General features: G+C 45.2%; 6 protein-coding genes. 3 read left to right on the top strand and 3 right to left on the bottom strand.

Going from position 1 to position 15013, the window contains the following annotated elements; genetic code table 11:
- Positions 1-36 precede the first annotated feature (36 nt).
- From OLM56_RS13585 to OLM56_RS13575, 3 genes are all read left to right on the top strand, one after another.
- Entirely contained in the window at positions 37-2562 is a 2526-nt protein-coding gene (locus tag OLM56_RS13585; protein ID WP_264527350.1) for a KAP family NTPase, read from the top strand.
- Between the two features lie 68 nt (positions 2563-2630).
- A complete protein-coding gene (locus OLM56_RS13580; RefSeq protein WP_264527349.1) occupies positions 2631-6953 on the top strand; it encodes a hypothetical protein in 4323 nt (1440 codons plus the stop codon).
- Positions 6954-7051: 98 nt separating this feature from the next.
- Complete coding sequence (locus OLM56_RS13575) at positions 7052-9784, top strand: hypothetical protein (protein WP_264527348.1); 2733 nt, start codon at positions 7052-7054, stop codon at positions 9782-9784.
- A 141-nt stretch (positions 9785-9925) separates the two neighbouring features.
- Here OLM56_RS13575 and OLM56_RS13570 read toward each other — a convergent pair whose 3' ends face one another.
- The 3 genes from OLM56_RS13570 to OLM56_RS13560 are packed head-to-tail and all read right to left on the bottom strand — an operon-like array spanning position 9926 to position 15012.
- The gene (locus tag OLM56_RS13570) at positions 9926-10546 is read right to left on the bottom strand and encodes an alpha-ketoglutarate-dependent dioxygenase AlkB family protein (RefSeq protein WP_264527347.1); all 621 of its coding nucleotides are present in this window, start codon (positions 10544-10546) and stop codon (positions 9926-9928) included.
- Positions 10547-10558: 12 nt separating this feature from the next.
- Positions 10559-11938, bottom strand: coding sequence for an exonuclease domain-containing protein (locus tag OLM56_RS13565; RefSeq protein ID WP_264527346.1), 1380 nt, complete (start codon positions 11936-11938; stop codon positions 10559-10561).
- Complete coding sequence (locus OLM56_RS13560; RefSeq protein WP_264527345.1) at positions 11935-15012, bottom strand: DNA polymerase III subunit alpha; 3078 nt, start codon at positions 15010-15012, stop codon at positions 11935-11937. The genes OLM56_RS13565 and OLM56_RS13560 overlap by 4 nt, the downstream gene beginning before the upstream one ends.
- Between the last annotated feature and the right edge of the window lies 1 nt (position 15013).

Here is a 15013-nt window from a genome sequence, read left to right as displayed (position 1 = left end):
GCAAAAGCTTTTTACGTACTTCAAATCGAATAATTAATGATGATCTTGCCTTATTTAAGAAAGAATCAGTCCAGGTTCTTGTGGATAGTTCTATTTATATCGCTGATGTCTTTTTTCAGGGGAGTTATAAATAATCTGTTAAACAATTTTGTTGTCGTTTGGCTTATTTCTCATTTCGAGGTCAGTGTCTTTAACGACGTATTGGTGATGGCGTTTGCAATCTGCATCTCGCTATTACTCATTCTGTTTGCCAGTAAGATACTTGTAAGGCAAATTGCTGTTTTGTCAATTGGATTATATGCCCTGACAATTTCAAGCGATTACTGGACATTCTATTCTTTTAAGATTTTTGCATATTTTAGAATATGGGATATTATTGTTTTTGCCTTATCATTTCCTTCCGTGCTCAGCTTTCTTCCAAAAAAGAAGAAAGAACCACAACAGTTTGACAAAGGATTTGTAGAGGACAAACCAATTAAGAGCGAAAGTGAAGACAGTTTTAATAGGCGGGGGCTTGCAAAGGACATTGCTGAAAAAATAAACAGTACATATAACAGCAGATCATTTGCAATAGGAATACTTGGTGACTACGGAAGTGGTAAGACTTCGTTTATTAATCTTATTGGCTCGCAGCTTGATGAAAACTCTACATCTTTTATGGAATTCAATCCTTGGAGTGTGGAAGGAAAATCGAACATACAGGAAGACTTTTTCGACCTGCTATCCGCTAGGTTATATAAGATTGATCCTAAGGTATCCGGTCTTATTCTTGACTATTCTAGGAAGCTGGCGCGATCAGAATCCTCGCTTGCAAAAATTTTCAAACAGGCAAGCCTTCTAACGAGCCTGTTCCATGACACAAGTTATGCAGACGATTATAAAATTATTAATGAATTACTTGCAGGCTCGGGGAAGAAGATTGTTGTCGCGATAGATGATCTCGATCGACTGTATAACGAGGAGATACTGGAAGTTCTCCGTATAATCAGGAGTACCGGTAATTTTACCAATATCTTTTACCTGGTTGCCTATGACAGGAAATATGTTGATCAGGCTGTCGCTACCTTGCGTACTGATGCGGGCAGTGGATTTCTAGACAAGATAATACAGTTGGAAGTTCCCTTACCCAAGAGGGAAGCTGGCAGCCTTCAAGCTTTACTTGAACAATACCTTAAGATATTTCTGAAAGAAGAAGACCTTAAAAACTACAAAGAAAATATAATTGCCACAGGTTTTCATCATGATTATGAATATTCTTATAGTAAGATTTTCAGGCAGTCGCGCGATGTTATAAAATTTGTTAACAGCTTTAGAATTACCTACGAAAAACTAAAAGATGAAGTCTTTTTTGAAAGCCTCTTCGTGCTGGAATTATTAAAATTCAGATTTCCGATAATATATGATCGATTATATGAGAATAGGAAGGAGTTTGTAAGTAACCAACCTTATGCAAATTTGCATGCCCAATTTTATGAGCTGGATAATTATACCGAAGCCAAGGAAAGGAAAATTAGCATTATAGAAATTCTGCGAAGTGAAGGACAATATGGAGAAGAAGAGCTGGGGCTTATTGCAGGCCTACTCCATCATATGTTTTTCCCTTTTGAAAGAATAAAGAATGCCAAGAATTCCATAATATACCCGATGTTTTTTGAACGCTATTTCCGGTACCGTCTGAGCGGAAATGAGCTATCAGAGAAAGATTTCAATAGAGCAGTAAATGAAGGATGTGCCGGAATACGTGCCTTTATTGATATATATGAGGAGCGTAAGATGATGCGTCAAGTTGGTGCCCGTGTCATTCAGCTAAATGTTTTCGACAGGGAAAAATTTGAATTGCAGGTCAATGCTCTATGTTACCTTGGACCTAAATATGCGAAGCAGGAAGGATTGAGGTCGTTTCCCTTTGACTCTCTTGTAAGCTTGTTTTGGAATAATTCCTATAATCCTAATATTGCATATTACAATAATAAACCGGAAGCGTTCAAGGCGTGTGCCGAGGCTATTTTCGACTCTGCGCCATTTCCTTTTCTATTCCAGAACGAATTGGTGTATCATATAAGACAGGACGGAAGGCCCTTTGTGCTCTCTAACGAAGAACTTGTTGATTACCAGATAGGATTTTTCAGGAAGCACCTTCAAAAGGATGGATTGTCCGAAGATGCGGTATATATCTTTTTCTGGACCGCATATGAGAAATTTGAACCGTTGGCTCATGATGCATCAAAGGGTCATAAATACTGGTATATAGAGGACAAGATGGCAGAAGAGATAAAGAAGGCTTTACTTGATTATGACCCGATACATTTTTTAAGAATGAGCATCCAGGCAGACTTCAGGGAGAAATCATATTTTACTATCAATAGAAGGATACTTAAAATATTTCAAGATCCGCTCGAGTTAAGGAAGATTGTAGCCGACAATAATTTCCTCGATGAGGCCGCCAGAAGTGAATACATTGAGTTTTTTGACGCATGCAAAGAAAATGATTTCTTTAAATATAGTGAGTATAATTTTAAAAGCGAACTCCGCAAAAAACCGGAGACGAGTCTGCCTCTGTAGAATTACATGCTACAATAAATAAACGCTGAAAATTAGGTTTATCTGTTTAAGTTAAAAAAACGTTACCAATGTGGAATTCTTTTAATACATACGATCTTAGTCCTGAAGATGCTTTTGAGACAATGAACAACCAGTTATTCGAAAGATATCTCTATCGAAATTATTCAGATGAGCTAATTAATTTCAGGGTCATAAATGGTTCCGGGGGAGATGGGGGCATCGAGGCTTATGGCGTGCTTAATGATAATTCGATCTTGGCTGTACAATCCAAGTGGTTCAGGAACAATCTAGAAGAGCTGCAGATAAACCAGATCAGGAAGTCTGTCCATACGGCCATGGGACTAAGGCCAAATATAAAAAAATACATTATCTGCATTCCCAGAAATATTAATTCGCTCAAAATAGGTAAAGGCAGGAAGCCAATAAAAGATTCCGAAGAGTTCAGGATCAATAATCTTACAAGAGATTTATGTAAGGATTACCCGGATCTGGATATCACATGGTGGTTCGATCATGAACTTGGAATAGAAATTCAAAAGCCAGAAAATGAAGGTGTCCACAAATATTGGTTCGAAAGGGAGATCTTCTTCTTCAAAACGTTGAGCGAAAGATTCCAAATGCAGAAGACCAACAGTTGGCTTAAGGAAAGGTACGTTCCAAATCTTAACAGTAGCGGCATTATACAAATGCAGGTCAGTAAACAGACGTTTTCGGAGCCCTTCAGAAAGAAGGTTTTTTCAACGGCAACCAAACTGCATAAGGAAATATCGGAATTTGAATTGCTACTTGATCCACTGGTAAGGTACTCTGTGAATCGAAATTACTATAATATTATACTCAATATTTCCGCTTCCCTAAAGTACGTGCTTGCCTATCTGGATCAGATAAAGATGATGGCACTCAAGGCGCTTGAAGGCAATTTAGATTTATCTTTCTACAGCCAAGAGATCTACGAAACCGTAGGAGAGTTGCGAGAGTCCCTAAAGGAAAACATCCCTACCAATCTTGAAAAGCCAACGTACGACAAGCTAGTGCTCCAGCTTGATGTCTTGCAGTCTGATTTACTGTATGGTTTTGAAAGGCTATGCGAAGAATTGCGCACTGTTCCCTGCTGCATTATCTATGGCAGAGCCGGGACAGGAAAGACCCATGGATTGGCTTTCGGGGTTGAGGAATCTCTGAATGCAGGAGCCCCGGCCATTTTGATTCGGGCTTATGGATCCGATTCTAAAAGTTGGGAATCCCTGCTAAGCTCTGAGCTGGGATTACATAGCTGGAATCTCAGCGAGATGCTTTCTGCATTGGAAACCTTGGCGCATAGGAATGACGTGAGGAAGTCCAATCAAAATGAAGTCGGCATAGAGCCTGAATTTGAGCTTTCAAAGGTCTTGATATGTATTGATGGCCTCGAGGAAGACATTGCCAATTGGGACAATTGGTATGACAGGATCAGCGAGGTAGAAGAGATTTCTAGGAGATTTCCCAGATTAAGGTTCTTATTTACTGCAAGAGATTACTTTTACGATAACAGCAAAGTTTCTGAGAATGGTTGGTTGAAAGAACTTACCTTACCAAGAGAAGGAGATGTGGCCATCTTTGAAGTACTTCCTAAGTATCTCGATGAGTATAGCATATCGATTCCAAACTTGGATTCGTTCAGGGGTCTTGACAGTCTTTTCGCATTGCGACTCTTTTGTGAAGAGTATAAGGGTAAAACGATCACAGAAGTTGACAGTGTTGAAACCGCAACGGGTACCCTCTTGAACCTTAAGTTAAGTCGATTGAATGAAGAATTTCTCCAGCTGGTTAGAAAGAAATCTTTGGATGTGCATCCGGTCACTGATGCGCTGCTACTTATTTCAGAGATGTTCTACAGCGCTCCCGAAATGTCGCATAGATTCATAAAGGAGGGAATTACGCCGGATCTGCAACATTATCTGGATAATTCTGAAATCGAGCATCTGCTTCAGTTCCTATCTGAAAATGGTATCATGACGCGTTTTGAAAGATCGCAATCAAGAGGTATGATCAAAAAGTATGAAAAACACTATTCCATTACCTACCAGTCAATCCTGGAGATCGTGATCTCCGATAATATCACCGAGGCAATTGTCAATGGGGGGCTGGAGGAGTTTCCGGATATTGTCTTTCAAAATTTTGCCTTACCCGTTGACATGAATCCTATAGAGTTCCAAAGGAAATACAATAAGGCACCCAACCAACAGCTGATCCAGAATGTCGTCAACTCAATATTTTTGCGGACGGAAAAACTAATCGGATGGGATGGATATCTGCAAAAAGGATTCACTGAGCAAGAAATATTTGGGATGCAATTGGAAGCCTTGGCGACAGCCCCTTACGAGCTGGCGAAGAAGTTTGAAAAGTGGATAAGCGAAATACTGAAGGACGACTACGGGAAGAGGTTTACCATATTAAAATCGCTGATTTACCCTTTGGCCAATAGGACAGACACACCCTTTAATGCGCTTTATCTGCATGGTATCCTATATAATATTCCCGATGCCTTCAGCCGTGATAAATTTTGGTCAGGTTTGGACAGCTATGAAAAATCAGTGTGTAAGCCCAAGTCTTCATGGAGTTTGAATAGTGTACTGAATGTCTATCGTAGGCTTGACGAATTTGAAAAGCACGATGGAAGGCCGCTCATGTATGCCTGGGGATTGTCTACGCTAGATCAAAAACTAAGGGAAAATCTTCGTACAAAGCTTGCGGAGTGGGCAGTCATGGTTCCGTATGAATTCATCAAATTGCTGGATAAGCTTTTCGATTGTAACGATCCCCAGATCCAGGAGGACCTTGCCGCTGTGATGCTGGGGGTCTCCAGCAGATGTAAAGATAAGCCAGCCATTGCAGTACTAGCCACTTGGAGCGTCAAGAATATTTTTGAGAACAAGATCATTCACCGCAATGTAATCGTGAGATATGGTTTTAATGCTATTGTGGAAAAAGCCTTCCAATTGAGATTGATCGACAAGGCCGAAGTAGCCAAAGCAAGGCCGAGTAAGTTGGAGGAGTTTGTTTATCTTCCCCTTGAACAACGTTATCTTGAAAATCCAAGGGAAGAGTTTTATCCTATAGTGCATGACCTCGCCTGGTATGTGATCAGGGATGCATACGACAAGTTCCTCACTTATGAGATCGGCTATGGCAAGGAAGGAATGACTAAGGAAACGGAGGTGTTTATAAGGAAGTATGAGTCACATCACAGTAATGAGTTTGAGATTGGATGCAGGGAATGGGCAATGGCCGCAGCACTTGCTTATATTAGGGCACTAGGCTTAGACCGTATCAAGGGCAACGGTTATACTGATGCGTCGCACGGAAGCAAGAGTGAAAAATTCACGTATGAGGAAAAATACACATGGCTAGCAGTAAATTTTCTGAAGGGATATTTGGCAGATTACCTGCCCTATACAGATTATGATGATAAATATTGGATAAAGGATTATTCCGTCATCACAGAAATCCACAATCCTGGGGAGGATTTCGACAACGACTTTGAAAGCAGGGTAGACACCTTTTTCAACCCAGCCAAATGGCTGATCAGTGACGTGCTCGCTCCAGAGCTCTCAGATGGCAAGGATATAGCTGGATCAATTCAGGCAGCCGTTGACAATGAGCCCACAATAAACTTTGCAGATTGGATCTACTACAACAGATCGGATTTTGATTTTCTAAAGGAGGGACAGCGTGGATCAGCACTGTATAATTATACAGCGCTGTACAATTCGACCAAGACGATACAGAGCTCGATTGAGGTGCACTGCTGCCTTATCAAAGAGAATGACTTCGAAGCCTTCAGGGAAGACCTCTCCAAGAGTTTCAATGAAAAAATTTTACGTGACGACCTGCAGTTCTATGCCAGTCCCAGAACAGATATTTATTCGAATCCGTCCGATATTGTATGGATGGACTGGATTGCAGAAGATGGAGGAAGAAGGCACTTTAACGATAGCATCACGTTTGATGTTTCACTTGCGAAGATAGTAAGAAAAAATGTGGAAGGGGAAGAGGAGGTTTATTTGCCCTCCAAAAAGGCTAGAAAGGCATTGGGAATAGTGGCATTGGAAGGAAGCAGCTATCTCGATAAGAAGAATTCAATAGTTGGCGTCTCCCACAAGGTCAAAACCGATGTTTTCGGAGAATCTCAAAATATTTTGATTGTTGATGATAGTATATGGACATCAAATCTGAAGAAGAAAGGACTTGTACGTTTTTGGTTTGCCATGACCATCATAAATAAAAACTCAATCAATGACAGTATAAAATCCGTTCCATTCTGTCAGAAAGTTAGAAAATATTTGATCTGGGAAGAAAATGGAAAACTAAAGGCTGTTAAATTCTGGGATAAAATGTTTAGCAATGAATAGCGTGTATGTTGCTTACAACCTAACCTACCAGTCTAAAACATGGCTTGAATAGTATTGAATAATTAAGTTTTGGATATTAATTATAACACCGAGTATAAATGCAAAAGCGAACCTTTAATAAATTCTTAGCTCTTGGGTTTCCGACAGACCTAATCAATAAAATTGGGATAAAGTCATTGACAGTTTCTGGGCTCCAAAATCAAAGTAAGCAAGCTTTAGAAAAAGCGGGTTTTTCAAAGGAGGAAGTTGCCCTTATTCGGGAAAAAGTAAACCGTGCTCCTATTGCAGTAGACACGATTGCAAATATTTTAGCAAAAAGCGGTGGTATATGTGCGATCTGTGCGGACGGTTATGATGGACGACCCTATCAGATCCACCATATGGAGGAGTACCATATCACACAGGATCACTCGGAAAGCAACCTAATGCTTTTGTGTCCTACTCATCACGTTATAGTCCATAAAGAAGCTATGTCTTTAGCGGAACAATATACCTTTAAAAGAAAATGGGAACACTTATGGGAGATAGCGTTGTTTTATAATAAAAACGGTGTTAGCTTTCCGTTTGGGACATTTGTTTATATTGATTATGAACAGCAGGGGAATATTACCGAAATTTTTTCTTTTGGTTCACCATCACCTTTTATAAGTGCTACACTTTCACGTGGAGCGTTTGCGCAAAAGGCTACAGAAACTTTGCAATCCTCGTCATGCCTTATAATCGCGGGATCATCTGGTAGTGGGAAAACTACCCTTGCATTAGGAATCGCAGGAATGCAATCGGATAGAAAAACCTTCAAAGCATTCATAGATGACACAAACCTGCAGCAATCAATTCATAAAATATTTTATTTCCTATCGCAAACAGTTGGTAAAATAACACTAATCGTCGATGATGCAAATAGTATTATGAATTCTGCACAAATTGAGGAATTGCTAAAGGCTGCTACAAGTTCAAGATGGATAATTATTATAAACACCCGTAATGATTTTGCAGGAGATAGCAATATCGAACAACACTTTTTAAACTCGGTTGTTTTTCTTGATTGGCCAAGGTTGAAGGGCTCAGTCATAGTAAATATATTAGAAAATGAGCACCATATTGTACAGTACCTAAAGGAGCATAAACTTGACGGATCTGATCACGATCAGATTGGTTTTTCAGAGTTTACCCGACCGTTAAAAAATGTAGTACACCAGTTTGCCAATACGGCAGGTACAGTTTGGGAGTTTATTTTTTTATTAGGGGGAGGGATAGACAAGGCAACAGATCTGCAGCATGAGCTGAAGGCTTATGATCGGTTCGATATCTTATTTTTTTACATTGCAATGAAGCATATCTCAACTTTCGAAAGAGGGGTGAGTATTGATGAATTACTTTTACTGTACCGATATAACAGCGTGCTTAAAGGCAAAGGCGTTCCAGAGAAGGGATGGCTTGAAGATCAACTCTCAAGGTTATGTTCCAAACGTATGCTCAAAATGGAACGGGGAAGGTACAAGACTGTACACAGACAGTTTGCAAGAAAATATATCAGTAGTTTCTATCCTTATCATCGGGAAATTTCGGGAGAGCTGTTGGATATGATATTTAAGGATTCCACCTTAATAAGGGAAATAGCCAATCTATGGTCTTGGCTGCGAGGTACTGAGGTAGGTTCTTATTTGAGAAACTGGTACAATCCTGAAGTAACTTCTTGGGCAGCGATCGTTCGGGCTGCTTCTATTGACGATATCCAAACTTTGGGAGGTATTGCGGATATGATGCATACCGTACATCCAAAATTTAGGGATGGTGTTATAGCTGATTCTCTTCGTGGTATTGAGGATATCATTGCTGCGCAAATTAACAAATCAGATTTTCGTAGTTTATCGGCTATTGGTAAAATTGTAACATTAATACGTTATCATGCTACTGAAATCTTTGGAAACCTGTTGCCACTTATTGACAAGATGCACTTTATTGGTATGGTGAAAAATGCAGAGCCTTACCAATTTGATAGTTTGGGATTCCTCTTTTATGGTATTTATGAAAGTAATCCAGAATGGATTAGGGAAGTGAGGGAAGATCTGAATTATGAAGACTTTCAACGGATTGTTGGGAAACTAAATAGAGGTGATATTTCTAGTTTGATGGAGGTGGTTTCATTTTTCAGAAATGGTTTGAGTTTCAGAAAAAGTCACCTCGAGTTTGTTGTTGATACCATCAAAAAGCTTCTTAAGGATTGTCCATTGGAAGAAATGGACATTCCGCTTTTGAATACAGGTTTGTTTGAACTCAACTTTTATGATCACCATCTTGAGGATATACTCTCAGTATTAGATATTAGAAGTTTGGCAATACAGCTTCAGCAGGCCACACCGAGGCACTGGAAGAAAATTTCTGCACTCGGTGAATTGACAAGAAAATCAGGTTCCAGGGTTATAAAACAGATTGTGATGGCTATAGACGGAGACATTCTTATTGAAAATATTAAACGCTATTATGAGGGAAGCCAGTACGAATTCAGAATACTTATCTATTTTCTCGCATATGGTAATACTGATACTCGAAATTGGTATTCAACAGCATTAGAGCCATTGGTTGATAATTATTATCGCAACTTGGGAACTAAAAAAGACTACTCGTCAATTCTCGAAGCGTACAGCTGTCTTTCAAAAGAAAAGGCAGAAGTGATAGCCGAGCGATATGGCCGCACTGACCAAATAGATAAAACAGATATAAGGGAAGATAAGGATTACGCAAAACAGGATAAAATTATTAAGGAATATATACAGCAGCTTGACCAGACCGGAGAAGATTATGAATTGTCAATATTTGGAACTTTGTAGGCATATTTGTCACATAGTGTCCAGTTTCGACTAGATTAAGACAATATCGTCTGAAGATATTCAAGACACTAGATATGTTTTTGCTTATCAATAGCTTTGAATTAAGAATGAAAAAATCTTAATTATTTGTGCCTTAAATATTTATAATTGCAACTTCACTTGTCTGAAGGTCAAATTAATCCTGGGCAACATATTCTTTGCAGACTTCGGGATATGGTGTTCCCAGAAGGTATTGGTGGTTCCCGACATCAGCAGCAGTGTGCCGTGGTGCAGTGGGATTTCCACCTGGCCGAGTGCCTTGTCAGTCTTGTGACGGAACCTGAAGGGACGCGTCTGCCCGAAGGTCATCGAGGCGATATTGGGATTCCGGCCGATCTTATGCTCCTTGTCCGAATGCCAGGCCACGCTGTCATTGCCATTCCTATACAGGTTCAGCAGTACTGCATTAAATTCAAGCCCTGTTTCCTGCTCGACCATGGACCTCAACTCCAGAAGCTCCGGGGTCCAGGCAAGGGAACCCTCGCCAGCCTCATCGGGCTCGCCATACCAGGCGATCATACGGGGTGCCGTTACGATCTTGTCATACATAGGCATCTCATAGCGCCGCCATGGGGTATTGTTCAAAAACGTAGTATAATATCGGTCGGCCTGTTCCTTGTGAACAAAACCATCATACTGCATCAATTCCATATCAGGCAGGTCATACCATTTCTTAGGCATGCTGCCGGCAGTGAAGAGTTCCGTATCGTTAAATAGTGTCATGGTTCATTTTTTTCAATTGCCGTCAACTGTAGGCCTGACGACCTTGCCGGGATATTTCTCGGCGTAGGCGTTGATGAGCTGCATCAGGTAGCCGTTGCTGGCGTAGGGCGTCACATAATCCCTGATCTCTGATGCCTCCCTGATGCCGGTATCCGAGGGCAGGTAGCCCATGCCGTAGAAATGGCCCTTTTCCACCCAGACGCAGCTCCGCTCATCAGCCGAGCGTCCCTTGTCAACTATTCCGAAGCTGGGCCTGCTGAGGGAAAGGTGTTCCAGCGCCCTGTCGATCCTAAGGTTGTGCTCGTCCAGATCGGGCAGGCTGTCATTGCCCTTCCTGATGAGAAGGTCGCCTTCATCATGTGTCCCGTAATGGCAGAACCTGTGGTCGATCCCAAATTCCGCGGCCAGGGAAAGCAAGAGGTTCACCCCATCGTACTGGGTGTGGAACAGCTCCACGCAGGCCTGTCCCTTTGCCAGCTTTCCCACGGCCAGGTACTGGTAGCCGCTGCGGGCCTGGTAATGGTAGAGCCCGAATCGGGGCTCGAAGCGCTTGAGCGCCCTGTTGTGCGCCGGCCACAGCTTTTTGATCTCGCAGCATTCCAGCAGCAGTGCCATGAATTCCGTGGCGCAGGGCTCATGGGAGATCGAATGGATGTCCCGCATGAAGTGCTGCCGCTGTGGCGTGATCTTGTGGCCCCCGAAATGCTGCGCCACCCGCTTCTTTATATTCTTGGCCTTTCCGACATACACCACCTTTCCGGTCCTGTCATGGAAATAATACACGCCGGGCCTCTCGGGCAGCTGCTCGAAATCCGATGGGGCAAGGTTGGGAGGCAGGTTCTGATCGTGCGAATTCCGCCTTATCATCTGGGCAATCTCACCCTCAGTATCCCATTCCAACAGGCGCGAGAAGAGGATGGCCGTTGCATCGGCATCGCCTCCGGCGCGGTGGGCACGCTCCAGCGGGATTTCCAGGGACCTGCAGAGGTTGCCAAGGCTGTAGGAGGGAAGCCCCGGACTTATCTTTCGGGCGGCGCGTACGGTGCACAGCTTGCGGGTAATCCACTTCAGGCCCGCCAGTTCCAATTCGTGGCGCACAAAGGAATGGTCAAAGTTTACATTATGGGCCACGAAGACCCTGCCCGAGAGCATCTCCAGCACCTTCTCGGCGATGTCGTCAAATACAGGGGCATCCCTTACCATCTCGTTGCTGATTCCTGTAAGGGCAAAGATGGGAAGAGGTATCTCCTTCTGCGGGTTGACAAGGGTCTCCCAGCGCTCGAGCACCTGCATGCCATCGTGGATGATGATGCATATCTCGGTGATGCGGCTGCCCGAGGCGTTGCCGCCCGTGGTCTCGATGTCGACTATAGCATATTCCGTCATTTTCATATCGCTTTCTTCTGTTCCTTGCTGTTCATCCTGTGCCTTGGCAGGCCTATCTCCTGTTCCTGCGGGTAGGGTGCGCGGTGGGTCATCGAGACGTCCTCGCGCAGCCTCTCCTGGGTGCGGGTGCTCTCGGCATCGGTCTCCCTGTAGCGGGGATCCGCCATGAAGGGCATCTTTTCCATCCTGGATATGGTGATGGTGGGGAAGTGGTAGTCCACCTCCACGGTACCCAGCAACAGGTAGCACCCGCCTCCCTTGAAGGGGTATTCCTTGAGGCTTCCCGTAAAATGCGCCGTGTCGAAGAATTCGCCATTGGCATCAATCCACGTCCCAAAGTACATGGCGCCCATCTTGGTAGGCACGTGCTTGCGCGATACCAGGTAGGCCAGCATCTTTACCTGCCGCTTGTGGTACCGTACCAAATCCCGTGCCATGACATCGCCCCTGTAGCCGGTCTTCAAAAGGTTGAACGGCGTCACCGATACCGGGAAGCCCAGCAGCTCGATCTCATCGAAGGCGTCCTCAAAGGGGGACCTTTTGAGTTCCGGGAGTTTGTATTCCCGTACCGGCTCCGGAAGTAGCTGGGGCTGGCGGTGCTCCGGTTTGAAATTCATCATGATGCGGTGGGCCATGACCAACAGCTCGTTCTTGTTCTTGCCGGTAGAGCGGAACGCGCCGATATAGATCAGCAGCTGCAGTCCTTCAATGCCAATGGGTATGCGGTTGATAAAATCCTCCAGGGAATGGTACTCCCCATTTGCCAGACGCTCTTCCACAATACGATGGGCTATATCGCCCTGCAGTCCCTGCAGGTGCATGAATCCCAAGTAGATATCCTTGCCGTAGAGGGTGGTCTCCACCTCGCTTTTATTGACACATGGATTGTGTATGGCCGCACCTGACATCCGCGCCTCGTGCACGTATACCTCGGTGCGGTAGAAGCCGCCCTGGTTGTTGATCACCGCCACCATGAACTCTATGGGGTAGTGCACCTTCAGGTAAAGGCTCTGGTAGCTCTCCACGGCATAGGAGGCCGAGTGGGCCTTGCAGAAGGAATAGCCGGCAAAGGATTCGATCTGCCGGTAGATCTCGGTACTCAGCTGCTCGGGATGCCCCTGGGCGGCGCAGGAAGCAAAGAAATTATCCTTGACCTTCTGCAGTGCGCTAAGGGAGCGCCCCTTGCCACTCATGGCCCTGCGCAGGATATCCCCGTCAGCGGCGGCCACCCCGCCATAGTGCAGGGCAATCTTGATCACGTCCTCCTGGTAGACCATGATGCCGTAGGTTTCCCCCAGCTGCTCCTCGAATACCGGATGGAAGTACTCGAACCGGTCAGGATAATTGTGGCGGAAGATGTATTCCTTCATCATCCCGCTCTGGGCCACTCCCGGTCGGATAATCGACGAGGCGGCCACCAGCACCTTGTAGTTGTTGCACTTGAGCCTTCGCAGCAGTCCCCGCATGGCAGGGCTCTCGATATAGAAGCAGCCGATGGTCCTGCCCTGGCCGAGAAACTCATTGCAGGTAGCTTCGTCCTTGGAGATGGAAGTATCACGGATGTCCACGCTTATGCCCCGGTTCTTTTTGATCAGCTTTACGGAATCGTCGATATGGCCGATGCCCCTCTGGGAGAGGATGTCGAACTTGTCGAATCCGATCTCCTCGGCCACGTGCATGTCGAACTGCACGATCGGAAATCCCTTGGGCGGCATCTCAAGGGCGGTGAAATCCGTTATCGGGTCTTCCGATATCAGGATGCCGCAGGAATGCATGGAGCGCTGGTTGGGGTATTTCTCCATCATCATCCCGTAGCGGTGCACAAGGCGTACCACCTCGTTCCTGTCATGCTTGTCCATCGAAGTGCCCGAGAGCGCATCCAGTTCCTCCTTGGGAAGCCCGAAGACCTTGCCGACCTCGCGGAATATGGACCTGTACTTGAACTCGACATTAGTCCCGCAGAAGGCCACGTGCCCGGCACCGTAGCGCCTGAAGATGTAATCCAGGATCACGTCGCGCTCCTTCCAGGACCAGTCGATATCGAAATCTGGCGGGCTCTTGCGGTTCAGGTTCAAGAAGCGCTCGAAGTACAGGTCCAGCTCCAGCGGGCATATGTCGGTAATGCCCAGGCAGTAGGCAATGATGCTGTTGGCGCCGCTGCCGCGCCCGATGTGCAGGAACCCCATGGAATTGCTGTAGCGGATGATGTCCCAGGTGATCAGGAAGTAGCCGCTGAATTCCAGCTGGTGGATCACGGCCAGTTCCTTCTCCACGCGTTCCCTGGCCAGGATATTGTCAGCACCGTATCTGCGGATAAGTCCCTGATGGGCCAGGCTGGTCAGCAGTTCCAGGTCCGTATCCCGGCCTGCCGTATAGTGCTTCTTATTTCGGGATACCCCGAATTCGTATTCAAACGAGCATTGGCCCACCAGGGCAAAGGTGTTCTCCAGTATCCCGGGATACTGGCTGTAGCGTACCATGACCTCCTCCGGGGCAACCATCATCTCATCCGGCGCGCAATAATCGCCCGGCACGAGCTTGCTGCCCAGAGTGTTGAGGTCAATGGCCCTGAGGATGCGGTGCAGGTTGTATTCTGCCTTGGTGCGGAAGGTGACGGGCTGCAGGACCACCATCTTGTCCACTCTTGCCTTCCACTCGGGGCGGATCAGCAGGGACAGGTTTTCAGGGCGGACGCCGATGAATTCAAAATCCCTAAGCACCTCGGGCACATTTTCCATAGGATACACCACCAGTACCTCCCGAAAATCCGGAGCAAGCGCCGGTACCGCCAATCCTTCAAGGTTATGTTGGGTACGGTGGCGGTTGATCTCGGCCAGGCCCGAACGGTTCTTTGCCAGTGCGATATACAGCAGCCGGTTGTCCTCACGAAATTCCATGCCGACCAGGGGCTTGATGCCCGCTTCCAGGCAGCCCCTGTAGAATTCGTAGATTCCAGTGACGGTATTGATATCGGTAAGGGCCATGGCGGTAACACCCAGGGATTTTCCCTGGGCTACCAGATCGCCAACGGGAATGGTGCCGTAGCGCAGGCTGTGGAAAGAATGGCAGTTCAGGTACATG

Source organism: Flavobacterium sp. N2550, from assembly GCF_025947265.1.
In the GTDB taxonomy this organism is placed as follows: domain Bacteria; phylum Bacteroidota; class Bacteroidia; order Flavobacteriales; family Flavobacteriaceae; genus Flavobacterium; species Flavobacterium endophyticum.
Note: the sequence above shows the minus strand (reverse complement) of the source record. Positions and strands in the feature narration are given on the sequence as shown.

Excerpts from the sequence above, each read along its gene's own strand:
- OLM56_RS13585 (WP_264527350.1), top strand. The coding sequence starts at position 37 with ATGATGATCTTGCCTTATTTAAGAAAGAATCAGTCCAGGTTCTTGTGG.
- OLM56_RS13580 (WP_264527349.1), top strand. The coding sequence starts at position 2,631 with ATGTGGAATTCTTTTAATACATACGATCTTAGTCCTGAAGATGCTTTT.
- OLM56_RS13575 (WP_264527348.1), top strand. The coding sequence starts at position 7,052 with ATGCAAAAGCGAACCTTTAATAAATTCTTAGCTCTTGGGTTTCCGACA.
- OLM56_RS13570 (WP_264527347.1), bottom strand. The coding sequence starts at position 10,546 with ATGACACTATTTAACGATACGGAACTCTTCACTGCCGGCAGCATGCCT.
- OLM56_RS13565 (WP_264527346.1), bottom strand. The coding sequence starts at position 11,938 with ATGAAAATGACGGAATATGCTATAGTCGACATCGAGACCACGGGCGGC.
- OLM56_RS13560 (WP_264527345.1), bottom strand. The coding sequence starts at position 15,012 with ATGTACCTGAACTGCCATTCTTTCCACAGCCTGCGCTACGGCACCATT.